The organism is Nonomuraea sp. NPDC003727 (assembly GCF_053586935.1).
In genome coordinates this window covers 227,662-251,017 of the sequence record NZ_JBSFNE010000008.1, presented here as the reverse complement: position 1 = coordinate 251,017, position 23,356 = coordinate 227,662, and the positions used below count along the sequence as shown (strand labels likewise).

At 72.4% G+C, this 23,356-nt stretch carries 21 protein-coding genes; 13 read left to right on the top strand and 8 right to left on the bottom strand.

Annotated elements, in window-relative coordinates:
• Window positions 1–52: 52 nt before the first annotated feature.
• Complete coding sequence (locus ACWDLG_RS22030) at window positions 53–688, top strand: Lrp/AsnC family transcriptional regulator (RefSeq protein ID WP_354913218.1); 636 nt, start codon at window positions 53–55, stop codon at window positions 686–688.
• On the opposite strand, the gene ACWDLG_RS22025 is transcribed toward ACWDLG_RS22030, so the two are convergent.
• Complete coding sequence (locus ACWDLG_RS22025) at window positions 672–2,165, bottom strand: glycoside hydrolase family 88 protein (protein ID WP_449922544.1); 1,494 nt, start codon at window positions 2,163–2,165, stop codon at window positions 672–674. The genes ACWDLG_RS22030 and ACWDLG_RS22025 overlap by 17 nt on opposite strands.
• Before the next feature lie 257 nt (window positions 2,166–2,422).
• On the opposite strand from ACWDLG_RS22025, the gene ACWDLG_RS22020 reads away from it, so the two are divergent.
• Together ACWDLG_RS22020 and ACWDLG_RS22015 are read left to right on the top strand one after the other, a co-directional pair.
• Entirely contained in the window at window positions 2,423–4,891 is a 2,469-nt protein-coding gene (locus ACWDLG_RS22020) for a discoidin domain-containing protein (protein WP_449922542.1), read from the top strand.
• 57 nt (window positions 4,892–4,948) lie between these two features.
• Window positions 4,949–6,013 (top strand): NAD(P)-binding domain-containing protein, encoded by a 1,065-nt coding sequence (locus ACWDLG_RS22015; RefSeq protein ID WP_449922540.1) that lies wholly within the window; start codon window positions 4,949–4,951, stop codon window positions 6,011–6,013.
• 10 nt (window positions 6,014–6,023) lie between these two features.
• On the opposite strand, the gene ACWDLG_RS22010 is transcribed toward ACWDLG_RS22015, so the two are convergent.
• Window positions 6,024–6,623: a DUF4396 domain-containing protein gene (locus ACWDLG_RS22010; RefSeq protein ID WP_449922538.1), complete on the bottom strand. Its 600-nt coding sequence runs from the start codon at window positions 6,621–6,623 to the stop codon at window positions 6,024–6,026.
• Window positions 6,624–6,763: 140 nt separating this feature from the next.
• On the opposite strand from ACWDLG_RS22010, the gene ACWDLG_RS22005 reads away from it, so the two are divergent.
• The 3 genes from ACWDLG_RS22005 to ACWDLG_RS21995 all read left to right on the top strand — a co-directional run bounded on the left by ACWDLG_RS22005 (window position 6,764) and on the right by ACWDLG_RS21995 (window position 10,903).
• Window positions 6,764–8,638, top strand: a complete 1,875-nt coding sequence (locus ACWDLG_RS22005) for a protein kinase domain-containing protein (RefSeq protein ID WP_449922537.1) — start codon at window positions 6,764–6,766, stop codon at window positions 8,636–8,638.
• Window positions 8,639–8,742: 104 nt separating this feature from the next.
• Window positions 8,743–9,735, top strand: a complete 993-nt coding sequence (locus ACWDLG_RS22000) for a coiled-coil domain-containing protein (protein WP_449922535.1) — start codon at window positions 8,743–8,745, stop codon at window positions 9,733–9,735.
• Window positions 9,736–9,748: 13 nt separating this feature from the next.
• A complete protein-coding gene (locus ACWDLG_RS21995; protein ID WP_449922534.1) occupies window positions 9,749–10,903 on the top strand; it encodes an aminotransferase class V-fold PLP-dependent enzyme in 1,155 nt (384 codons plus the stop codon).
• A gap of 3 nt (window positions 10,904–10,906) precedes the next feature.
• On the opposite strand, the gene ACWDLG_RS21990 is transcribed toward ACWDLG_RS21995, so the two are convergent.
• Window positions 10,907–11,830 (bottom strand): pirin family protein, encoded by a 924-nt coding sequence (locus ACWDLG_RS21990; RefSeq protein ID WP_449922533.1) that lies wholly within the window; start codon window positions 11,828–11,830, stop codon window positions 10,907–10,909.
• A gap of 2 nt (window positions 11,831–11,832) precedes the next feature.
• Window positions 11,833–12,945: an MBL fold metallo-hydrolase gene (locus tag ACWDLG_RS21985; RefSeq protein WP_449922825.1), complete on the bottom strand. Its 1,113-nt coding sequence runs from the start codon at window positions 12,943–12,945 to the stop codon at window positions 11,833–11,835.
• 316 nt (window positions 12,946–13,261) lie between these two features.
• On the opposite strand from ACWDLG_RS21985, the gene ACWDLG_RS21980 reads away from it, so the two are divergent.
• The 3 genes from ACWDLG_RS21980 (at window position 13,262) to ACWDLG_RS21970 (ending at window position 16,430) form a co-directional block, all read left to right on the top strand.
• Window positions 13,262–14,008: an oxygen-binding di-iron domain-containing protein gene (locus tag ACWDLG_RS21980; RefSeq protein ID WP_354922184.1), complete on the top strand. Its 747-nt coding sequence runs from the start codon at window positions 13,262–13,264 to the stop codon at window positions 14,006–14,008.
• A gap of 220 nt (window positions 14,009–14,228) precedes the next feature.
• The gene (locus ACWDLG_RS21975; protein ID WP_449922532.1) at window positions 14,229–15,098 is read left to right on the top strand and encodes a Cgl0159 family (beta/alpha)8-fold protein; all 870 of its coding nucleotides are present in this window, start codon (window positions 14,229–14,231) and stop codon (window positions 15,096–15,098) included.
• A 105-nt stretch (window positions 15,099–15,203) separates the two neighbouring features.
• Complete coding sequence (locus ACWDLG_RS21970) at window positions 15,204–16,430, top strand: MFS transporter (RefSeq protein WP_449922530.1); 1,227 nt, start codon at window positions 15,204–15,206, stop codon at window positions 16,428–16,430.
• Between the two features lie 188 nt (window positions 16,431–16,618).
• Here the strand turns inward: ACWDLG_RS21970 and ACWDLG_RS21965 are convergent, their stop codons facing one another.
• Entirely contained in the window at window positions 16,619–16,945 is a 327-nt protein-coding gene (locus ACWDLG_RS21965; protein ID WP_449922528.1) for a hypothetical protein, read from the bottom strand.
• A 145-nt stretch (window positions 16,946–17,090) separates the two neighbouring features.
• Here ACWDLG_RS21965 and ACWDLG_RS21960 point away from each other — a divergent pair, with 145 nt between their 5' ends.
• Together ACWDLG_RS21960 and ACWDLG_RS21955 are read left to right on the top strand one after the other, a co-directional pair.
• Window positions 17,091–18,251, top strand: coding sequence for a cysteine desulfurase family protein (locus ACWDLG_RS21960; protein WP_449922526.1), 1,161 nt, complete (start codon window positions 17,091–17,093; stop codon window positions 18,249–18,251).
• 40 nt (window positions 18,252–18,291) lie between these two features.
• The gene (locus tag ACWDLG_RS21955) at window positions 18,292–18,819 is read left to right on the top strand and encodes a DinB family protein (protein ID WP_449922524.1); all 528 of its coding nucleotides are present in this window, start codon (window positions 18,292–18,294) and stop codon (window positions 18,817–18,819) included.
• A gap of 13 nt (window positions 18,820–18,832) precedes the next feature.
• Here the strand turns inward: ACWDLG_RS21955 and ACWDLG_RS21950 are convergent, their stop codons facing one another.
• Window positions 18,833–19,156: an AzlD domain-containing protein gene (locus ACWDLG_RS21950; protein ID WP_449922522.1), complete on the bottom strand. Its 324-nt coding sequence runs from the start codon at window positions 19,154–19,156 to the stop codon at window positions 18,833–18,835.
• Window positions 19,153–19,830 (bottom strand): AzlC family ABC transporter permease, encoded by a 678-nt coding sequence (locus ACWDLG_RS21945; protein ID WP_449922521.1) that lies wholly within the window; start codon window positions 19,828–19,830, stop codon window positions 19,153–19,155. Before ACWDLG_RS21945 ends, ACWDLG_RS21950 begins: the two co-directional genes overlap by 4 nt.
• A gap of 84 nt (window positions 19,831–19,914) precedes the next feature.
• On the opposite strand from ACWDLG_RS21945, the gene ACWDLG_RS21940 reads away from it, so the two are divergent.
• Window positions 19,915–20,451 (top strand): helix-turn-helix domain-containing protein, encoded by a 537-nt coding sequence (locus tag ACWDLG_RS21940; RefSeq protein WP_449922519.1) that lies wholly within the window; start codon window positions 19,915–19,917, stop codon window positions 20,449–20,451.
• Window positions 20,452–20,467: 16 nt separating this feature from the next.
• Here the strand turns inward: ACWDLG_RS21940 and ACWDLG_RS21935 are convergent, their stop codons facing one another.
• The gene (locus ACWDLG_RS21935; RefSeq protein ID WP_449922517.1) at window positions 20,468–20,902 is read right to left on the bottom strand and encodes a sensor histidine kinase; all 435 of its coding nucleotides are present in this window, start codon (window positions 20,900–20,902) and stop codon (window positions 20,468–20,470) included.
• Between the two features lie 173 nt (window positions 20,903–21,075).
• Between ACWDLG_RS21935 and hypF the strand changes: the two genes are divergently transcribed.
• Window positions 21,076–23,349, top strand: coding sequence for a carbamoyltransferase HypF (hypF, locus tag ACWDLG_RS21930; protein ID WP_449922515.1), 2,274 nt, complete (start codon window positions 21,076–21,078; stop codon window positions 23,347–23,349).
• Window positions 23,350–23,356 lie beyond the last annotated feature (7 nt).

Genomic DNA, 23,356 nt, shown 5'->3' with positions numbered 1-23,356 from the left:
TGTCCAGCTCACGTCATATGAGTGAGACGGTACTGAAGAAATTGGCTACACAATGAGTGAAATGTCTGGGAATAGCGGGAGGCTTGGGGATCCGACTGGACGGATCGGTATCGGGCTTGATCTCGACGCCACCCACATGAAGATCCTCGAGGTCCTGCGGGAGAACGGCCGGATCTCCGTCGCCGCGCTGGCCGAACGGGTGGGCATCTCGCGGGCCAACGCCTACACCCGCTTCGAGGCGCTGCGCGCCGACGGCGCCATCAAGCGCTTCACCGCCGAGATCGACCACGTGCGCGCCGGGCTCGGCATCACGGCGCTGGTCTTCGTCACCGTGCGGCAGCAGATGTGGAAGCAGTTCCGCGCCGAGCTGGCGCGGATGCCGGAGGTCGAGTACTGCGCGATCACCACCGGGCAGCACGACGCGATGATCCAGGTGCGGGTCGCCGACGTGGCCGAGGTGCACCGGCTGGTGACCGAGCGGATGGCCAACATCCCGGCGGTGAAGGCGACCGAGACGGTCTTCATCCTCGACGAGGTGCTCAGGCGGCCCTACGTGCTGCCCACCGATCGCGAAGGCGCGGGCCGGACCGGCAGGAGGACCGCGCCCGAGCCCGCGGACGTGCCGCTGGGCAAGATGCGCTTCGTCGGCGCGGCCGAGGGCCGCGCCGCGCTCAGGAAGGACGGCTGACCCGGGCCAGCTGCTCGTTCATGATGAGGAAGGCGCCCAGGCCGTGGAAGTCGTTGACCGGCCGCGCCCTGCCGTAGTAGTAGCCGGTGACGTCGTCGACGTTGGTGCCCTCGCCGATGTCGGTGATCGTCGTCCGGCCGTCCGCGCCGAGCGACACCTTCGCCAGCACCCCCTGGTAGCCGCGGGCGGCGACGGCCGCGTAGGAGGCGTCGACGTGGCCGCGCTCGACCGCTCGCGAGATCGTGTAGGTGTACATCGCCGAGCAGGAGGTCTCCGTCCAGTTGGCCGGGTCCCCCGGCTCGGTGACCACCTGGAACCACCTGCCGGTGGCGGGGTCCTGCCAGTGCGCGTAGGCCTGGACGAGCGTGCGCAGGATGTCTACCAGGGCGGCCCGGCGGGGATGGTCGGCCGGCATGATCTCCAGCAGCTCGGTGGTGGCCATGCCGTACCAGCCGATGGCCCGGCACCAGGACAGGCCGTTGGTGTTGCCGAGCGACGGGTTCACCCACGAGGCGGTGAGCCCGCCTGGCTCGTCGTAGGCGTGGTAGAGCAGCCCGCCGGGGCGCCTGAGATGGCTGAAGTAGACCTCGAGCTGCCTGGCGGGTTCGTCGCGGGTGAAGGAGTCGGCGGCGACCCACGCCCCGTAACGGGCCACGAACGGGTTGACCATGAAGACGCCGTCCGCCCACAGCTGGCCCTGGCGCGAGTCGGAGGTGGCGTGCCACCACCCGCCGTCGCTCGTCCTCGGATAGGTGTTCAGCCGGTTCCTGATCTTGGCGGCGGCGGTCCGGTAGCGGGCCTGGCCGGTCTCCCGGTAGAGGGCCAGCAGGATGTTGCCCGACTGCATGCTGTCGAGGTTGTCGAAGCTCTGCCCGATGCCGCCCGAGGCGTCGACGAACCGGTCCGCCCAGTCCTTGATGAAGGCCAGGTGGCGAGGGTCCCGCGTACGCTGCCACACCAGGTACTGGCCCCACAGGTACAGGCCGCGCGTGTAGCTCCAGCCGCCCAGCGTGGCGGGCGTGTGGCGGGCCATCGTCGACTCGACGACCTCGCGCGACCAGTCGACGGGCTCGACCCGCAGCGAGTCGAGGTTCGGCCCGCCGACCGCGGCAGCGGCGGTGGCCTTGACGGTGTTGGCGCCGGCCTCGAGCCTGGCGCCGACGACCGCGGTCCGCCAGGTGGTCCACGCGCCCGTCGGCGGGAAGTCGACGGCGACGGCGGTGCCGTTGACCGACACGCTCATCGGCCGGTTGGCGGTGGTGCCGTTCGCGTAGCGGAAGGTCAGCGTGTGGGTGCCCGCCTCCGCCGCCTCGACCGCGAACTCCACCGAGGAGCCGGCGACGTTGTGGTAGTTGACGAAGCCGGACCCGGTGAACCCGGCGTGGTTCGACTCGACCACGCCTTGGGAGATCGTGGCGGCCTCCGCCTCCAGCAGCAGCGCCACCGCCGCGGCCAGATGACGGAATCTGAGTGACATGCGCACGAGACCTCCCATGTCTCATGGACGGCTTGCGGGCGGCTGATGGCGCGTTTTCTCCCGTATGCCTCTGCTCAACTCATACGTCATCATGGTCAACGCGTCCATGAAAGTTAGGAAGGTTTCCTAAATTGGGCCCCTTTTCCCGTTGACCACCGTGACTATGTGTGGGATCACGGTGCAAAGCTCCAATCTCTCCGCGGAGATCGCCACCACCGCCGACGGCACCCGACCTCGACCACCTGGAGGTGGTGTAGATGCGCTCCCGCACCCTGCGGATCGCGCTGCTCGCGCTCCTTTTGAGCCTGCCGGCCTTCGCGCCCGCCGCGGCCGACCTGCAGCATCCGCGGCAGGCGTTCCTGCGCGACGCCGTCGCCGGGCTGTTCCTGCACTGGGGGCTGCGGACCGCGCCCCAGCACACCGACTGCACCCAGTGGGAGGCCGACGTCACCAACGGCGGATGGGACGCCGGCTACTGGGTGCGCGAGGCCGAGAAGCTGCACGCCGAGTACATCGTGCTCGCCACCTTCCACAGCAGGCTGGGCTACGCCAGGCCGTACCCCTCGCAGATCCCCGGCTCCTGCCGTACCGGCAGGGACTTCCTCGGCGAGCTCATCGACGCGGCCGACGCCCGTGGCCTGAAGGTCATCTACTACATGACCGACGACCCGCAGTGGCATCGGGAGGGGCTGGGCTCGGGGTCGTGGCTGAACTCGGCGGCCTTCTCCGCCTACGTGGGCCACAGCGTCGACCTGAGCACCCGCGACGGCTTCGGCGAGTTCAGCTACCTGCAGTTCTTCGAGCAGATGCAGCGCTACCCCAAGCTGGCCGGGTTCTGGATCGACAACGACAACGCCTACTGGGAGCGCAACAACCTCTACGCCAAGATCTACCAGCAGCGGCCCGACATGACGCTGTCGAACAACAACGAAGACACCGCGATCATGGACATGATCAGCAACGAGCAGAAGACCGGGATGACGCCGCCCTACGACTACCCGCAGGCGGTCTACACGGCGCTGCCGAGACTCATCGAGGCCGACTTCAAGCTGCCCACGTCGGGCGCCTGGTGGTACGACGGGTCCGACCCGGGCGTGGACCGCATGCTCACCCTCGGCCGGCTGATCAGCAACGCCGGATCCTCCGTCAAGGCGCTCATGGCCGAGACCGCGCAGGTCAACGGCACCTTCCCGACCAACCAGGCGGCCTTCAACACCTTCGCCGACGGCTACCTGGACGCCATCTGGGAGTCGCTGAAGGGCACCGAGGGCGGCGGCTACATGCACGGCGGGCTCAAGCCCGGCTTCTGGAACGACGGCGCCCACGGCGTCACCACGATCAGCAGGACCGACCCGAACCTGCACTACGTGCACGTCCTCACCAGGCCGACGGGCGGCACGCTCGCGCTGCGCGACAACGGCTACCGCATCACCTCCGTCACCGACCTGCGTACGGGCGCGCCGGTGACCTTCAGCCAGGGCGGCGGCACCCTCACCCTCACCGGGATCTCATCATGGGACCCCTACGACACCGTCTTCAAGGTCGTCTCCAGCGGCCGGGAGGGCATCCTTTCCGGCGTCACGACCTCGGCCGCCGCCGCGGGCGACGGCGACTACCTCACCTACTGGGACGCCGGCACGACGCAGCCGGTCTCCCTCCGCTTCGATCTCGGCTCGGCCAAGCAGGTGCGCTACCTCGCCGTCAACCAGCGTGAGGACTCCGCCACCCACCCCGTCACCCAGTCGGCCCGCATCCGCGACTACCGGGTCTACGTCAGCGACGACGGCTCCACGTGGGGCTCGCCCGTCAAGACGGGCACGCTGCCCAACCACCGCGGCGTGCAGATCATCGACCTGCCCGCCTCCACGACCAGGTATGTCCGCCTGGAGAAGGTCAACAGTCACGGCGTCGCCAGGCTTCGCGTGGACGAGGCGTGGGTCGGCACCTCCTACCCCGGCAGCGCGCCGCCCCCCGGACGCCACGAGGCCGAGGACGGGGTGATCGGTCAGGGGGTGGTGGAGTCGAATCACGCCGGGTTCTCGGGTCGTGGGTTCGTCAACTACGACAACGTGGTGGGTTCGTCGGTGGGTTTCCAGGTGAGTGCCGCGGTTGCGGGGCAGGCGTCGTTGACGTTCCGGTATGCCAACGGGACGACGGCGAACCGGCCGATGGCGGTGGCGGTGAACGGGACGGCGTTGCCAGTGGACTTCCCCGGGACGGGGTCGTGGACGGCGTGGCGGGAGGTGTCGGTGCCGGTGCCGTTGAATGCCGGGGTGAACGCGGTGACGGCGACGGCGACGACCGCGGGTGGGGGGCCGAATCTGGATTATCTGGAGGTGTCGGGTGCGGCGCCGCCGGTCTCGGCGTACGAGGGGGAGGCCGGGGTGCTGGGCGGGGCGGCGGTGGTGTCGTCGTGCGGGGCGTGTTCGGGCGGGTCGAAGGTGCGGTTCATCGGGAACGGTCCGGCGAACGCGGTGACGTTGTCGGTGGTGTCGGCGTCGGCGGGTGCGCGTCAGGTGACGGTGGCGGGGACGGTCGGGGGGACGCGGTCGTTCTCGGTGAGTGTGAACGGCGGGGCGCCGGTGGCGGTGACGTTGACCGGGCCGGACTTCAACACGCCGGTGTCGGCGGTGTTCACCGCGTCGCTGCAGGCGGGGTCGAACACGTTGCGGTTCTTCAACGACATCGCCTACGCCCCCGACCTCGACAGCGTCACGCTCGGCTGAGGCCGTACCGGGCCTTCCCCGAGGGCGGGAAGGCCCGGCGCGCCCGCGTGGTTGGTGATGGACGTGAACGAGACCGACGTCGTGGTGATCGGAGCGGGTCAGGCGGGCCTGTCCAGCGCCTACTTCCTGGACCGCTTCGGCCTGGGACCCGTGGTGCTCGACGCCGCCGAGGGGCCGGGCGGCGCGTGGCGGCACCGCTCGCCCTCGCTGACCATGAGCAAGGTGCACGGCATCTTCGACCTGCCCGGAGTCCACCGGGAGCCGTCCGCCGACGGGCTCGCGCCCGCCGCGCTGGTCGTCCCCGAGTACTACGGCGCCTACGAGCGGCAGGTGGGGCTGACCATCGTGCGGCCCGCCCAGGTGAGCGCGGTGCGGCGCGGCGCCGGCGACAGGCTCGTGGTCTCGTCCGGCGCGGGGGAGTGGGCGGCCAGGGCGGTGGTCAACGCCACCGGCACGTGGACGCGCCCCTACTGGCCCTACTACCCGGGAGGAGCGGGCTTCCTCGGCAGGCAGCTCCATTACGCCGCCTACCGTGGACCGGCGGAGTTCACCGGCCGCAGGGTCGTCGTGGTGGGCGGCGGCGCCTCGGCGATGCACGTGCTGTCCGAGCTGGGCGGCGTCGCGGCCGGCACGCTGTGGGTCACCCGCCGCCCGCCGGTCTGGCGCGACGACGACTTCGGCGAGGGGGCGCGCAGGGAGGCGGTGGCCAAGGTCGAGGAGCGGGTACGGCAGGGCCTGCCGCCGCGGAGCGTGGTCAGCGTGACCGGCCTCGGCCACACCCCCGTCGTGCTCGAGGCGATGGAGAAGGGCACCCTGCACCGGCTGCCGATGTTCGCCAGGATCGAGCCGGACGGGGTGGCCTGGGCCGACGGCCGGTTCGAGCCCGCCGACACGATCGTGTGGGCGACCGGCTTCCGCTCGGCGCTCGACCACCTGGCCCCGCTACGGCTGCGCACGCCCGGCGGGGGCATCCAGGTCGACGGCACCCAGGCGGTCGCGGAGCCGCGCCTGCAACTGGTCGGCTACGGCCCCTCGGCCAGCACGGTCGGCGCCAACCGCGCGGGCCGTACCGCCGCCGTGAACGTGCGCAGGTTCCTCGGGGCCGCCAGGGTCGCCGCCTGACCGGCGGATCTCAGTGGTAGGCGTGCACCACCGCGTGGCCCTTGCCCTTGCCGATGAGCCACTTGTTGATCGGCGTCGTCACCAGGAAGGCAATCGCGAACGCCACCGCCAGCGCCCCCCAGAACAGGCCCGTGGCCAGCCCCGCGTCCATCGCGCCCGGGATGACGAGCATGACGCCGTTGTCCACGATCTCCATCACCACGATGGAGACCGTGTCGGCGGCCAGGGCCACCCGCAGCGCGCGCCCCCAGCTCAGCCCGGCCCTGCGCACGGGGATCATGGTGAGCAGGTAGCCGAACACGAAGGCCAGGGCGATGGCCAGGGCGATCGTCGGCGCGTTCGACCAGCTCAGGGCGGTGCCGATCACCATGCCGAGCACCTCTCCGATGGCGCATCCGGTGAGGCAGTGCAGGGTCGCCGTGGCGGCCATGCCCCAGGAAACGCCACCGCCGTGCGCGGCATGGCTGCCGTGCCCGGCATGACTGCCGTGCTCAGCATGACTGCCGTGCCCGGCATGATGGTCGTGCCCCGCTTCGTGCTCGTGCGCGGCGTGGCGGGCGGGCGCGGCATGATGGCCGTGCGTGCCGTGATGGTCATGCGCATCGTGCATGTCGGACATTTCATACTCCGTCAGCGTCCAGGGGGAGAGGGGTACGGGTGCCCCCTATAGGTAATCGGCACAGGGTACTACAGCGCATAGTTCGACAACGGATCTCGACATGGTGTGGGACGGCGGGTTAACGTCCGGGCATGCAGGTGCCTGGCTACACCGAGATCAGGGAGCTTGGCCACGGCGGCACGGGGCGGGTCATGCTGGCCCTTCGCGACACCGACCGATCACCCGTCGCGATCAAGCACCTGTCCGACCCCGAACTGGTCGATCGATTCAGGACCGAGGCCGCGCTCGTCGCCGGCCTGGACAACCCGCACATCGCCCGCCTGCTGGAGTACGTCGAGGGTGAGCGGGGCGCCGCGATCGTCATGGAACTCGTCGACGGAGTCACCCTGCGCCGGCTGCTCACGCGCGAGGGCGCGACCGGCCCCGAGGCCGCAATGACCGTGCTGAAGGGCGCGCTGCTCGGGCTGGCCGAGGCGCACCGCGCGGGCGTCGTGCACCGCGACTTCAAGCCCGAGAACGTGATCGTCACCTCGGACGGCGACAGCCGCCTCGTCGACTTCGGCCTCGCCGGCGCGTGCGGACAGAGCGGCCCGCCGGCCGGCACCCCGCCGTACATGGCGCCCGAACAGTGGAACGAGGCCCCCGCGAGCCCCGCCACCGACGTCTACGCCGCGACCGTGGTGTTCTACGAGTGCCTCACCGGGCGCCGTCCCTTCGACGGCCCGACCACGGCCGCCCTCGCCTACCAGCACCAGTACCTGCCGCCGCCGCTGCGTGACGTGGCCGAACCGGTCAGGGCGCTCGTCGGGCACGGCCTGGCGAAGGACCCCGCCGCCCGGCCCGCCTCGGCCGAGGCGTTCATCGCCGAACTGGAGGCCACCGCGGCCGCCGCCTACGGCGAGGACTGGGAACGGCGCGGCCGTACCGGTCTGGCGGCGCTCACCGTGCCGTACACCACGCTCTTCCCGCTGGCCGGGCCCACCATCGCCGAGACCACCAGCACGCTGGCGCGGACCACCCTCGCGCCCGCGGGCAAGCTGGCGGTGACGGCCGCCGTGACCGTGGCCACGATCGCCGCGGTGCTCGCCACCTTCACGATCTGGCGGGACCCGCCGGCGGAACCGCTGTCCGGACGCCGCCCGACGACCGGCCCTGCGGCCCTGCCCGCCCCTGCCTCCGGTACGGCGGCGCCGGCCGTCCCGGACCCCGACACGCGCCCCGGGCGGCCCGGTGAACCGGAGTGGCCGGCCGAGCCGCGGCCCGCGGACACCGCGCACCGGCAGCCTCCCGGTGTCACGGACCCGCCGCCGGCCCGGCCCAGCCCGCCGCCCGCCACCCCCGGCCGGCGCCCCACGCGCACCCCTGATCCCGGACCGACCCGCACCTCTGATCCTGGACCGACCCGCACCAGGGCCCCCGAACCCAGCCGCATCCCGGCGCCCGAACCCACCCGCACGCGCACCGCCGCCCCCGAACCGACCCGCGCCAGGACCACCCCGCCGGCCGATCCCGCGACCTCCGCTCCGGCCGATCCGGGGCCGGGGCAGCAGGGATCGGGTGACCCGGGGCCGGGCGACCAGGGGTCCGGTGATCCGAACTCGGGTGATCCCGGAACGGGTGGGCCGAACCCGGGCGACTCCGGTTCCGGTGGCTCGGGTTCCGGTGATACGGGCTCCGGCGACTCGGGCTCCGGTGACACGGGCTCCCGTGACACGGGTTCCGGCGGCCAGGCGACCACGCCCGCCGGGCGCCCGATCGTGTCCGCCGAGGTGTCGGTCTCGGTCGAGGTCCCCCTGCTGGGCGGCGAGGGTGACGGCCTCGTCAACGCGGGACTCGGGGTCACGGTCGGCTCCGGACTGCTCGGCGGCGCGGCCTTCCCCGGCGTGCTGCTGCTCGGCCGCCGGATGGCCGTCACCCGCCGTCGCCGTCGCCTGGCGCCGTCGTCCGGGGCCGCCGCGGACCGTGGGCGGGCCGGCGGCGCGGCCCGTGAGCAACCGTGGCCCTGACGCGGCGTCAGGGCCGAATGCCGCACATCTGACCGGATCCTCTACTATCGTCCATCGGACAGAACGGCGCTCTCCCCGCGCCATCCCCCGGACGAAGGAGAAGCGTGGCGGTTGCGGCCCCCGGCGACCGGCGGCGCGCCCCGCTCCGCATCGTGCTCGCGGCCGGTCTGGCGGTGACCATGCCCCTGGCGTCGCCACCGGCCGAAGCGTGGGCCAAGCCCAGGCCGAGCGTCAAGCAGCTCAAGAAAGAGCTGGCCGCGCTGCAGAAGAAGTCCGACAAGCTCATCACCGAGTACTACAGCAGCCGCGTCGAGCTGCAGAAGGTGGAGAAGGTCGAGAAGACCGCCCGCGAGCGGCTGAAGGTCGCCCAGGCCGACTTCGACAGGGAGTCGGCGCAGCTGCGCCTCATGGCCACCGAGCAGTACATGTCGGGCGGGCTCGGCATCGTCCCCGCCTTGCTCGGCCAGGTCGACCTCGACGGCATGGCCGTGCTGACGGCGATCGGCGAGGAGCAGGGCGCGCGCCTCGAGGGGTTCACGCGGGTACGCGACGAGCACCGGCAGGCCAAGACCGACGCCGAGCGGCGGGCCGACGAGCTGGGCGCGCGGATCAAGGAGCTCGAGGTCCAGAAGAAGGACGCCGAGAAGGTCATCGCGAAGATCAAGGACAGGATCGACCTCCTCTACCCGACGCCCGGCGTGCGCAGGCCCGACGGGTCGTGGGTGCCGCAGCTGCCCTCGGGTCCCGACAACATCACGCCGAGGATGCGGCTGGTCAAGAAGCTCATCGCGGAGCGGTTCGGCGTGCCGTACGGGATCGGGTGCTACCGGACCATCCAGGACGGCGGCGAGCATCCGCTCGGGCGCGCCTGCGACTTCATGCTGAGCCGCGGCGGCGCCATGCCGTCGGCCCAGGAGGCGCAGCGCGGCCACGAGATCTCCGCCTGGGTGGTCAAGAACGCCGAACGGCTCGGCATCATGTACGTGATCTACCGGCAGCGGATCTGGCACGTCAGGACCAAGACCTGGCGCACGATGTCGAACAGGGGCGGAACCACCGCCAACCACTACGACCATCCGCACATCTCGGTGTATTGATAGCGTGTGACATGTGATCGACATTGACAAGGCGCGTGCGGAGACCCCTGGCTGCGCGCATGTGATCCATTTCAACAACGCCGGCGCGGCACTGCCCCCGCGCGTCGTCATGGACACCGTCAAGGAACACCTCGACCTGGAGTCGGCCATCGGCGGCTACGAGGCCAAGGACCGGGAGGCCGAGCGGCTGGAGGGCTTCTACGACTCCGTCGCCACCCTGCTCGGCGCCCACCGCGACGAGATCGCCTACGTCGAGAACGCCACCCGCGCCTGGGACATGGCCTTCTACGGCATCCCCTTCCAGGAGGGCGACAGGATCCTGACGACCACCAGCGAGTACGTCAGCAACGGCATCGCCTTCCTCCAGATCGCCCGCTCGCGCGGCGTCACCGTCGAGGTGATCCCCGACGACGCCGACGGCACCATCGACCTCGACCGCCTGGAGTCCGAGCTGGGCAGGGGCGGCGTGCGCCTGGTGGCCATCAACCACGTGCCCACCCACAACGGCCTGGTCAGCCCCGCCGCCGAGGTCGGCAGGCGGTGCAGGGACGCCGGCGTGCTCTACCTCCTCGACGCCTGCCAGTCCGTCGGCCAGATCGCCCTCGACGTCGACGAGATCGGCTGCGACTTCCTGTCCGCCACCGGGCGCAAGTTCCTGCGCGGCCCGCGCGGCACCGGTTTCCTCTACGCGCGGCGCAGCGCGATGCGCGGCCTCGAGCCGCCCTTCCTCGACCTGCACGCGGCCAGCTGGGTGACCCCCACGACCTACGAGATCCGCGACAGCGCCCTCAGGTTCGAGACGTGGGAGCGCTATTTCGCCGGCCAGCTCGGACTCGGCGCGGCCGTCGACTACGCGCTGGCGATCGGTCTGGAGGAGATCGAGGCCAGGGTGGCCGAACTGGCCGAGACCCTGCGCGCGGGACTGGCCGGCAAGCCCGGCGTGACCGTGCACGACCGCGGCGCCAGGCGTTCGGGCATCGTCACCTTCACCGTGGCGGGCCAGGACAGCACCGCGGTGAAGCTGCGGCTGCGCGAGCAGGGCATCAACGTCAGCGCCACCGAGCCCGACCAGCGTTTCGACACCGTGTCGCCCGGGTCGGCCGTGCGCGCCTCGGTGCACTACTACAACACCGAGGACGAGATCGGCCGCCTGCTCGAGGCCCTGTGACGGCTAGCGGGTCCGGCCGCGCGGCTTGAGACGGGCCGTGGGGAGGGCGGGAGCGCGCAACGGGTCGCCGTCGAACCCGGTGACCCGGCCGAAGAGCGTGCCCTCCGCCCACTCCTTGCGGAAGGTCTCGATCTCCTCGTGCGTGCGGCCGACGAAGTTCCACCACATCACGATCTCCTCCTCGAACGGCACGCCGCCGATCAGCAGCAGCCGCCCGGTGCCCGACACCCGCAGCGCGGACCGGCCGAGCCCGAGATACAGCAGCGGCCCGGCGGGCAGCGCCTCGCCGTCGACGGTCAGCGTGCCGTCCAGGGTCAGCGCCGCGTGCTCGAAGTCGGGCCGGATCGGCAGCTCGGCCGTGCCGTCGACCGACACCTCGACGCCGACCAGCGGCGTGTAGGTGCTCGCGGGGGAGGCGGCGCCGCCGAAGGAACCCATGAGGACCGTCGCCGCGTGTCCGGGCCCACGTACCACCGGCAGGTCGCCGTGGTGCTCGAAGTGCGGCGCCACGTGGCGCGCCGCCTCGGGCAGCGCCACCCACAGCTGCACGCCGTGCAGCTCCGTCCGCGGCGACTCCTCCGAGTGGGAGATGCCGCGCCCGGCCGTCATCAGGTTGAGCTGGCCCGGCCGTACCGGCTGGAGGCTGCCGAGGCTGTCACGGTGGAGCACCTCGCCTGCCACGAGCCAGGTGACGGTCTGCAGGCCGGTGTGCGGATGCGGCGGCACCCGCATCCGGGCCGTCTCGGGGCCGTACTGGTCGACGAAGCACCACGCGCCCACCATGCGCCGCCCCACGGCGGGCAGGGTGCGGGTGACCGTCATCGCGCGCGGCCCGCCGAGCGCGACCTCGTGCCCTCGCACCAGCTCGCGGACGGGCTCGCCCGCCGCGCACACCGTCTCCTGCGGGTTGGGTTCGATGTTGCTCACGCCTACGACTGTACGGCCTGCCACCAGGCGTCGACCGCCGGCACCGAGGCGGTGTCGACCAGCTCGCCGGGACGCGGGACCACGATCGAGACGTCGCGCGCCTTGGCCTCGCGCCACAGCCGGTCGACCGGCTCCGACCACGGGTGCAGGGCCAGGGTGAACGTCGCCCAGTGCACCGGCAGCAGCACCGAGCCGCCCAGGTCGACGTGGGCGTTCACCGCCTCCTCCGGGTTCATGTGGATGTCGGGCCATGCTGGGCTGTAGGCGCCGATCGGCATGAGCGTGAGGTCGAACGGGCCGTGGTCCGCGCCGATCGTGGCGTATCCCTCGAAGTAGCCCGAGTCGCCGGCGTAGAAGACCCTGCGCCGGGCGCCCGCGACCACCCACGAACCCCACAGCGTGTCGTTGCGGGTCACAGACCGGCCGGAGAAGTGGCGGGCGGCCGTCGAGACGAAACGCAGCCCCGCGACGATCGCCTCCTCCTCCCAGTCCAGCTCGATGATCCGGTACAGCGGCACGCCCCATCGCTCCAGGTGCGCGCCGATGCCGAGCGGCACCAGGAACGGCGCCTTGGAGATGCGGGTGAGCCTGCGCACCGTCGACAGGTCCAGGTGGTCGTAGTGGTCGTGCGAGATGACGATCGCGTCGAGCTTCGGCACCTCCTCGATGGCGACGGGCACCGGGTGGTGCCGCCGCGGGCCGACGAACGGCGTGGGGGAGACCCGCCTGCTCCACACCGGGTCGAACAGCACCCGCCTGCCCTCGATCTCCACGAGCGTGGAGGCGTGGCCGTACCAGACGACGCTCAGCCCGGTCGGTGACGGAGCCGTGGCGGCGGGCGTGCGCAGCGGGATCGGGCCGGGGGGACGGCGCGACTCGCGGTCCCTCATCAGCTCGCGCAGCAGGCCGGGGGACGGCGCGCCCACCCTGGTCGGCTCCGGCATGGGGTTGTAGAAGACGCCGTCCCTGAACTGCCGCGAGCGGCGGATCCTGCCGGCCCGCTCCTCGCCCGAGGTCAACGGCCGGACGCCCAGCTCCGCGGGCACGTCGCGCAACGCCCAGCCCGCCGCGGCCAGCGCCGCCCCACCCGCGAGCAATCGGCCCACTGTCCGCATCGCCGCCATCGCTCACCCTCCACAAGCCAGTATCTCCGGGACAACCACCGCCGGAGGATCACATGTTCCCGGTTAGGACGATATATCGCGATATGTTCGCCCGCGCGGCCGAACCTGAGACCACTCTCAGCAGGAAGGGCCGGGCGGATCCCCGCCTGCGAACCCCTGCCGAGGGATCCGGCCTCGGGGAACGCTCGCCCCCGGTGGCTGCAGGAGATGGACTGGCCTCACGCGCGCACCGGACGCCGGCCGCGGAGATCACCAGTGCCCCGTGAGACGATGGCGGAAGGGGGACCCGCCGCGAGGGGGCACCAGGATGGACACCACCGTCACCGAGGTCGCGCCGGACGTCTACCGGATGTCCACGTTCGTCCCTGACGCCGGCATCATGTTCAACCAGTACCTGATCGACGCCGAGGAGCCGCTGCTGTTCCACACCGGGCTGCGCGCGCTGTTCCTCCCGGTGTCGGCGGCCGTCGACCGCCTCATCGGTCTGGAGCGGCTGCGCTGGATCACCTTCGGTCACGTCGAGGCCGACGAGTGCGGATCGATGAACGCCTGGCTGGCCGCCGCGCCCCGGGCCCAGGTGGCGCACGGCCGCGTGGGGTGCCTGGTGTCGGTGAACGACCTCGCCGACCGGCCGCCCCGGCCGCTGGCCGACGGCGAGGTCATGGACCTGGGCGGCAGGCGGGTGCGGCGGATCGAGACGCCGCACGTCCCGCACGGCTGGGACGCGGGCCTGTTCTACGAGGAGACCGCCGGCACCCTGCTGTGCGGCGACCTGTTCACCGCGATGGGCCCGGCGCCCGCCATGACCGACAAGGAGATCGTCAGCCCCGCGCTGGCGGCGGAGGACGCCTACGGCGCGACCTGTCTCACCCCGTCCACCGGTCCCACCATGCGCGCGCTGGCCGGGCTGGAGCCGACGGCGCTCTGCCTCATGCACGGGCCCGTCTACCACGGCGACTGCGGGTCGGCGCTGCGCGACCTGGCGGGGGCCTACGAGTCTCGGCTCTCCCTCGAGGGCGTGCGCCTGCACGGACCCATCACGCCGACCGGCTAGAGGACGACCGAAGGTCCCGGTCGCTGCCTGCCCCGGGTGGGACGGGCGCCCTTCCGTGCTGGTTCGGAGCGCCGCCCGACCTCCGCGTTCCGCGGCTCGCAGGGTGCGGACCACGTCGCCCGGCCGTCGATCCGCTTCGCATTGACTCGGGGTTTGCCGGCTGATAAGTCTTGTCAGGACAAAACTATGTCCTGACAAGCTGCCCCTTTGGAGGAGCGCCGTGGCTGCCAGGGTGGCCGAGATCGTGCGGACACGCGTGCACAACCCCGAGGCGATCGCCGAGGCCGCGAGGCTTCGCATACCGGCGCCCTCCGTGCTGGGCGAGCACGGCCGAGTGATGATCATCGCCGCGGACCATCCAGCGCGCGGCGCGCTCGGCGCGGGCGGCGATCCGATGGCCATGGCGGATCGGGGCGATCTCCTGGACCGGCTCTGCACGGCGCTCGAACGTCCAGGCGTCACCGGCGTGATGGGCACCGCCGACATCCTGGAAGACCTGCTGCTGCTGGGCGTCCTGGACGGCAAGTCGGTCTTCGGGTCCATGAATCGCACCGGCTTGGCCGGCTCGTCGTTCGAGATCGACGACCGTTTCACCGGCTACGACGCGGAGACCATCGCGGCCATGGGCTTCGACGGGGGCAAGACGCTGACGAGGATCGCGCTGGACGACGCCGCCACGCCTTCGGTGCTGGAGAACACCGCGCGGGCGGTGAACGAGCTCAACGACCGCAAGCTGATCGCGATGGTCGAGCCGTTCATCTCCCGGTGGATCGACGGCAGGATCCGCAACGACCTGTCACCGGAGGCCGTGATCCGGTCGATCGTCATCGCGTGCGGGCTGGGTCGGCGCAGCGCCTACACCTGGCTGAAACTCCCCGCCATCGACGACATGACCCACGTCCTGGCGTCCTCGACCCTGCCGGTGTTGCTGCTCGGCGGCGACGGCACCGATACCGAGCGGATTTTCGACCGATGGAAACGCGCGCTGAGGATGCCGACGGCGCTCGGCCTGGTACCCGGCCGGTCGCTTCTCTATCCGGCCGACGGAGACGTGGCGGGCGCCGTTGACCGGGCCGTCAGCCTGTTGTAGGCGGGTTCCGGAGTGTCCTCGAAGCCGCCCGGCGCATGTTCGCGGCCGCCACGTCAGCGCTCGTCGAGTTCGCGCTCCGGGCAGAGAAGCCGGGGGACTGGCATCGTGCGGCTCATACCGGCGGGCATCGATCTGACGGCACTGCGGAATCCCGCCTTCCGGATGATCGCGCTGGCGCAGCTCGGCTTCGTGGTGGGCGAGCAGGTCCTCGCGGTCGCCGTCACCGTCTCCGTGCTCAGCGCCGGGGGCGACGCGGCCACGGTCGGCGTCGTGCTCGCCGCCAAGGGCGTCGCGTCGTTGTGCCTGCTCCTGGTAGGGGGAGTCTGGTCCGATCGCCTGTCGCGACGGCGGATCCTGACCGTCATGCTCGCCGTCGACGCCGCCGCGGCGAGCGTGCCCATCGTCGTGGGCGGGCACACCGCCGCCGTGTGGCTGCCGGCCACCGTCCTGTTCGTGGTCGGCGCCGCCGAGGCGTTCATCCGGCCCGCGTTCAACGCCATCCTGGCGGGCTCGCTGGACGAGGACCGGCGGATGTCCGGCCGGGCCCTGGTCAACATCTGCACCCGGGTGGGGGTCATCACCGGTCCGGTGATCGGCACGCTGCTCGCCGGCGGGAGCCGGGTCCTTCCCTTCGTGCTGGCGGCGCTCGTGTTCGCCGCCGCCGCGCTCGCCCTTCGCGGAGTCGCGGAGCCGTCATGGACGCCGGTCGCCCGCCGTTCCCTCCTCAAGGAGGCGACGGCGGGATTCGCCGAGGCGGGGCGCCGGCCGTGGCTGACGGCCCTGCTCCTGTTCTCCCCGGTCAGCCTCATGTTCGTGATCGCGCCCAGCCAGGTGCTCCTGCCCGTGCTGAGCCGGGACATGTTCGGCTCCTACACGGCGTACGGCACGGCCCTCGCGTGCTACGGCGCCGGCGGGCTGATCAGCAGCGTCACGATGATGGCCTGGCGCCCCCGGCGCTCGGGAGTCGTGGCCATGTGCTCGATGTCGCTGTATGCCCTCGTCCCTCTCGGCCTGCTGTACGCCCCTTCGATCTGGGTGCTCTTCTGCTGTTACCTCATCGCCGGCTTCGGCGTGGAGACGTACGCCCTCTGCTGGGACGTCGCGATGTACCGCGAGGTACCCGACCACCTGATCGGGCGGATCACCTCGCTGGCCTGGCTCGCCACCTTCGGCCTCATGCCGTTCGGCCAGGCGGTGACCGGGCCGCTGACGAACCTGACCGGCGACCAGGCCGTCCTTCTGGGCGCGGCGGGGCTCGTGCTGGTGATCCCGCCATGCCTGCTTCTCGTCCCCGGGATGACCCACCTGCGAGGCACGCGCACGCCGGGGTAGCGGCCGGCTGGACCGGGCAGCGGGGGTGGCGTTCCGCGGGCGCGAGCGCCGCATGCCGCGCGGGGCCGCGTCATCCGGTGATCGTCACCGTCCTGTGCACCGTTCGGGGTAGGGGCTACACCGAACGGTGTACGCCCGGCGCCGGTGGAGGGCCGCCGCGCCCTCGCGGGCACGGCGGGAGGGGACCGTCAGCGGATCACCCGGCACACCAGGGCGTCGGAGGTGCCGCGGAAGGCGCTCATGACCACGTCGGTCGTGAGGAACTTGCAGGCCAGGTACGGGTCACCGGACCCGGCGTACTGCAGGCCGCCTCCGGGGCCGCTGCCGTAGCACCGCAGGCCGCTCGACTCGTAGAAGCCGATCCAGGCGGAGGAGGAGACCTTGGCGCGGCAGTAGTCGCCGATCGAGAGAGGGCCGAAGGGGACGTCGACGACGGCGGCGGAGTGGGCGGGGGTGGCGAGGGTGACCAGCGCGGCGCACAAGCCGGCGGCCAGGACGAGGGGGCGGAGACGCATGTGTGCTCCAATGGGGGGAGAGGGACGGTCGAGTCCACTCTTTATAAAGAAACTTTCCTAAGCAATAGCTTGACTTCCCGGGGGGAGCCCCTCCTGCTACGTTCGGCCGGGATCGCGATCTTCATCCGCTCCCGAGGAGGCCGCCATGACGCATCCCGCGCTCGCGGGCGCGCCCGTCTACCTGGACTACAACGCCACCACCCCGGTGGACCCCGAAGCGCTGGAGGCGGCGCTGCCGTACCTGACGGCCCACTTCGGCAACCCCTCCAGCGGCCACGCCTACGCCCGCGCGCCGCGCGCGGCCCTCGACCGTGCCCGCCGGCAGGTGGCCGAGCTGCTCGGCGCCGAGCCCTCAGAGGTGATCTTCACCGGCGGCGGCTCCGAGGCCGACGCCCTGGCCGTCCGCGGCGCCGCCCTGGCCGTCCGCGCCGGCGACCCCGGGCGGCGGCGGGTCGTCGCGCCGGCCACCGAGCACCCCGCCGTGCTGCGGTCCTGCGACGGCCTGCGGGCCGAGGGCTTCATCGTGACGCCGCTGCCGGTGGACGGCCACGGCCGCGTCGATCCCGGCGACCTGCGCGCGGCCGTGCGGCAAGGGGACATCGCGCTGGTGTCGGTCGCCTACGGCAACAGCGAGACCGGCACGATCCAGCCGATCGCCGAGCTGGCCGCCGTCGCGCGGGAGAGCGGCGCGCTGTTCCACACCGACGCCGCCCAGGCCGTCGGGAAGGTGGCCGTCGATGTGGCGGCGCTCGGTGTGGACCTGCTGACCGTGGTCGGCCACAAGATGTACGCCCCGAAGGGGGTGGGCGCGCTGTACGTGCGTGCCGGCACCCCGCTTCGTCCCGTCATCCCGGGCGGCGGCCAGGAGCGCGGCCTGCGGGCCGGCACGGAGAACGTCGCCTTCGCCGCCGCCCTGGGCCAGGCCGCCGAGACCGCCCGGCGCGAGCTGCCCGGCAGCGCCGTACGGCTGGCCGCGCTGCGCGACCTGCTGCAGGCGGAGCTGGAGGCCCGGCTGCCGGGCCGGGTGCGCCTCAACGGTCACCCGGACGCGCGCCTGCCCGGCACGCTGAACGTCAGCATCGACGGCACCAGCGGCCGTGCCCTGCTGGCCGCCGTGCCTGAGATCGCCGCCTCCACCGGCTCGGCCTGCCACGAAGGCGTCGACGCCCCCTCGCCCGTGCTGCTGGCCATGGGACTGCCGCCGGAGCGCGCGCTGGCCGCGCTGCGGCTGTCGCTGGGCCGCTGGAGCACCGAGCAGGAGGTACGGCACGCCGCCACGCTGATCGCCAAGGCGGCCGCGGGATAATCGGTGGTAGTCCCCCGCCGTCGCTGCCAGACTCCCGCGCATGACTGTGGCCCGTATCGACCTCCTCCTGCGCCAGCTCGACATCGCCTGGGCGCTGTTCGACCACCACCTCAAGGACATCGACGACGCGCTGTGCCTGTGGGAGCCGGCGCCGCATTGCTGGAGCGTGCGTCAGGACGGTCGGGGCCGGTGGGTGGCCGACTGGCAGGTGCCCGAGCCCGACCCGGTGCCGGCGGTCACGATCGGCTGGCTGACCTGGCACATGGGCTTCTGGTGGACGACCACGCTCGGGCACTGCTTCGGCGACGGCGCGCCACCGCGCGAGGAGATCATCTGGCCGGGTGGCGCCGCCGCGGCGGCCGAGTGGCTGCGCGGGCTGAAGGCGGACTGGCAGGAGCGGCTGTCGTCGCTGACCGACGCCGACCTCGACTCCGCCGACCGGACCGCCGGGCTGTGGGGGCAGGAGCAGACGCTGGCCGACGTGGCGGGCTGGCTCAACGTGGAGCTGACCAAGAACGTCGCCGAGATCGGCCTGGTGTGCATCCTCCATGGAGCACGAGCGCGGTGACCGCGGCCGGCGGTCATGGCACGCCGAGCAGCCGCAGCCCCGCGGTGACGGCGGCCGCGGACAGGACGATCACCAGGAAGGGCGCCCTGCGCCAGGCGAGCACCCCGGCGACCGCGACCCCCGCCACCCTGGCGACGCCCGCCAGACCCCCCTTCTCGGTCAGGGTCGTCGTCGCCACCAGCGCGGCCAGCAGGACGACGGCGCCCGCCGCCATGAGCCGCTCCATCCGGGGCGGGAAGGTGACACGGTCACGCAGCAGGGGGCCGGCCAGCCGGAAGGCGAACGTGCCCGCGGCGAGCACCAGCGCCGCGGCCACCAGCACGACGGGGCTGTTCATCGGGAGGCCTCCGCGCGCGTGGCGATGAGCGCCAGCCCGGCCAGCGAGAGCAGCACGGGCAGCCCCGCGGGCAGGAACGGCGTGGCGGCCAGGGCGACGACGACGCCGGCCAGCGCCGCGTGGCGCTTGTCCCTGTCCCGCAGGGCCGGCAGGACCAGCGCCAGCAGGACGGCCGGGAACATCGCGTCGAGCCCCAGCGCCCCGGTGTCGTCGATGAGGGCCCCGGCCAGGCCGCCGGTCACGGCGCCGAGCGGCCAGCAGATCAGGATGCCGATCCCGCAGGCCCAGTAGGCGGCCCGCTTCCGCGCGGGCTCCTCCTGTGAGAGGGCGAAGACGACCGACTCGTCGTTCATGAGGTGGGTGCCGAGCAGCCGCCGCCAGCCGCGCCCGAGCACGTCGGGCAGGGCCAGCCCGAACGGCAGGTGGCGCGCGTTGACCGCGAGCCCGGCCACCACCGCGGCGATGGGACTGCCGCCCGCCGCGATGATCCCGATGAACAGGAACTCGGAGCCCGCGGCCAGTACGAGCAGGCCGAGGATCGCCGGCAGCCACAGCGGGAAGCCGGCCGCCACGGCGGTCGCCCCGTAGGAGATGCCGACCACACCGATCGCCAGGCTCACCAGCGCGATGTCGCGCAGCAGCCCGCGGTCGAGTGTTCGTACTATCGAACGCATGGAGTCCAGAATGAACACTTCTGTCCGTGTTCGTCAAATCGAACGGCCGGATGATATTCTGAACACATGGAGCGGGACGTTCCCATGAAATCCATCGCGGCCGCCCTGCGCCGCGAGCGCGGCGCCGCCGGCCTGTCCCTCACCGAGGTGGCCCGCCGGGCCGGCATCGCCAAGTCGACCCTTTCCCAGCTGGAGTCCGGACAGGGCAATCCCAGCCTCGAGACCCTGTGGGCGCTGTCGACGGCGCTGAACGTGCCGTTCTCCCAGATCATCGACCCGCCCCGGCCGCGGGTCCGGGTGATCAGGTCGGACGAGGGCGTGGCGGTCGCCTCGGCGCAGGCCGACTACCGGGCCGTCCTGCTGGCCGCCAGCCCCCCGGCCGCCCGCCGCGACATCTACCGCATCGAGGCCGAACCCGGCACCGTGCGCTCCTCCGATCCCCACATGCCCGGCGTCATCGAGCACGTCGTCCTGGCCGCCGGCCGGGCGCTGGTGGGCGTCGTCGACGAGCCGGTGGAGCTGCGTCCCGGCGACTACATCTCCTATCCGGGAGACCTGCCGCACGTCTTCGAGGCGCTGGAGCCGTCGACCAGCGGGATCCTGATCTCCGAGCACACCTGACGGCCCGCCCGCCTCGCTAGAGGCCGCGCAGGGCGGCGCGCGGGATCACCCCGCTGACCGTCGTGCCGCCGCCGAGGGTGCTGGTGACGGTGCAGCGTCCGCCCACGGACGCCAGGTGCGCGCGCATCGCGACGATCCCGCGGCCGGCGGCCGGCCCGACGAAACCCCTTCCCTCGTCGCTGACCGTGAGGCGCAGCCCCTTGTCGCCCACGGTCACGGCGACGGAGACGACCCGCGCGCCGCTGTGCTTCTCGACGTTGGACAGCGCCTCGGCGAAGCAGCCCAGAACCGCCTCGACCACCCGCCTGGGCACCCGCTCGGAGGGCAACGCCCAAGTCTCGACGGCGATCCCGGTACGCCGCGACCACTCGGCCAGCTGGTGGTCGAGCTCGCCTGCGAGGTCCGTGGCGCGCCGCTGGACGATGCCGCGCAGATGCTTGCGTCTTTCCATGGGTTTCCCGGTGTTCGCCTCGACGATGCGCACGTCAGGTGCGCCGGCCTGGATTCCGGCCTGGAAGCTTCATTTGAGCACAGACCTTGTCGACGGTTCTGTACGACCATAACCAACTTTCCCTTGCCGCCCCCAGCTTCTCGCCCGTCCGGGTCCGGACGGACAATGAGGAGGTGAGCAGGCGTGTCCGCGCCATGGTCCTGGTCGAAGGCGTCGTGCAGGGGGTCGGGTTCCGGCCCTTCGTGTACGGCCTGGCCACCGGGCTCGGCCTCGACGGGCTGGTCGGCAACGACGAGCGGGGGGTGTTCATCGAGGTCGAGGGTGCGCACGCCCGGGTCCAGGAGTTCCTGGCGACGCTGCGCGCCAGCCCGCCCCCGCTGGCCTCGATCGAGCGCATCAGCGTGGGGGCCATCCCCGCCACGGGCCAGGCGGGCTTCGTCATCGCGGGCAGCGCCACCGGCGGGCGGCGCCGGGCGCTCGTCTCACCCGACGTGGCGACCTGCGCCGACTGCCTGCGCGAGATGGACGACCCGGCCGACCGCCGCCACGGCTACGCCTTCACCAACTGCACCAACTGCGGGCCGCGCTTCACGATCGTCCGCGGCGTGCCGTACGACAGGGCCCGCACCACGATGGCCGCCTTCGCCATGTGCGCTGACTGCGCGCGCGAGTACCACGATCCGGCCGACCGCCGCTTCCACGCCCAGCCGGTGTGCTGCCCGGCCTGCGGGCCCGGCCTGCGGCTGCTCGACCGCGAGGGGCGGCAGGTCGACGGCGATCCCGTGGAGGGCACGGCGCGGCTGCTGGCCGGCGGCGCCGTCCTGGCGATCAAGGGGCTGGGCGGATACCACCTGGCCGCGGTCGCCGCCGACGACAGCGCGGTCGCGGCGCTGCGCCGCCGCAAGCACAGGGAGGACAAGCCGTTCGCCGTCATGGTGCCCGACCTGGCCGCCGCCCGCCTGCTGTGCGAGGTCGGCGGGGAGGAGGAGCGCCTGCTCACCTGCCGGGCCCGCCCGATCGTGCTGCTGCGCCGCCGTCCGGACGCCGAGGTGGCCGCCCCGGTGGCCCCCGGCAACCACTGGCTCGGCCTGATGCTGCCCTACACCCCGCTGCACCACCTCCTGCTCCGCCGGCTCGCCACCCCCATCGTGCTGACCAGCGGAAACGTCTGCGACGAACCCATCGTGTACGTCGACGAGGAGGCCGTGCCCAGGCTGGGCGGCATCGCCGACGCCTTCCTCACCCACGACCGGCGCATCCACATGCGCACCGACGACTCGGTGGTACGCGTCTTCCGCGGCGAGGCGCTGCCCGTGCGGCGCTCCCGGGGGTACGTGCCCCAGCCGCTCGAGCTGGCCTGGCCCTTCCCGCGGCCCGTCCTCGGCTGCGGCGCCGAACTCAAGCACACCTTCTGCCTGGCCAGGGACGGGCACGCCTTCGTCTCCCACCACATCGGCGACCTGGAGAACTACGAGACGCTGCGCTCCTTCACCGAGGGCGTCGAGCACTTCGGGCGGCTGTTCGACATCGTCCCCGAGGTGCTGGCGCACGACCTGCACCCGGAGTACCTGTCCACCAAGTACGCGCTGGCCAGGGACGGCCTCGACCTGGTCGCCGTGCAGCACCACCACGCGCACGTCGCCTCGTGCCTGGCCGACAACGGCGTCGCGGGGCCGGTCATCGGCGTGGCCTTCGACGGGCTCGGCTACGGCGAGGACGCCACGCTGTGGGGCGGCGAGTTCCTGATCGCGGACCTGACCGGCTTCCGGCGGGCCGGCCACCTGGCGACGGTGCCGATGCCCGGCGGCGCGGCGGCGATCAGGCAGCCGTGGCGCATGGCCGCCGCCCACCTCGACCTGGCCTACGACGGCGACGTGCCGGCCGGCCTCGACGTCGTCCGGCGCAACGCGGAGCGCTGGGCGGCCGTCGTCGCGCTCGCCCGCCGCGGCGTCGGCGCCCCTCCCACCTCCAGCATGGGCAGGCTGTTCGACGCCGTCGCGACGATCGTCGGCGAGCGCGACGCGATCACCTACGAGGGCCAGGCCGCCATCGAGCTGGAACAGTGGGCCGACCAGGCCGAGGACGGCGCCTACCCGTGCCGCCTGGTGGGGGAGGAGCCGTTCGTCGTGCCCGGCGCCGAACTGGTCCGGGCGGTCGTGGAGGACGTGCGGGCGGGCACGGACCGGGCAGTGACAGCCGCCCGGTTCCACAACGCGATCGCGGCTGCCGTCGCCGACGGCTGCACCCGGCTACGGCAGGCCGGCGGCCCGTCCACGGTGGCGCTGTCGGGCGGGGTGTTCCAGAACCTCCTGCTGCTCGGGCGGGCCACGGCGCTGCTGGAGGAGCGCGGCTTCCACGTCCTGACGCACCGGCGGGTGCCGCCGAACGACGGCGGGATCAGCCTGGGCCAGGCCGCCGTCGCCGCGGCCCGCGACCGGCTTCGCTGAGCGGCGC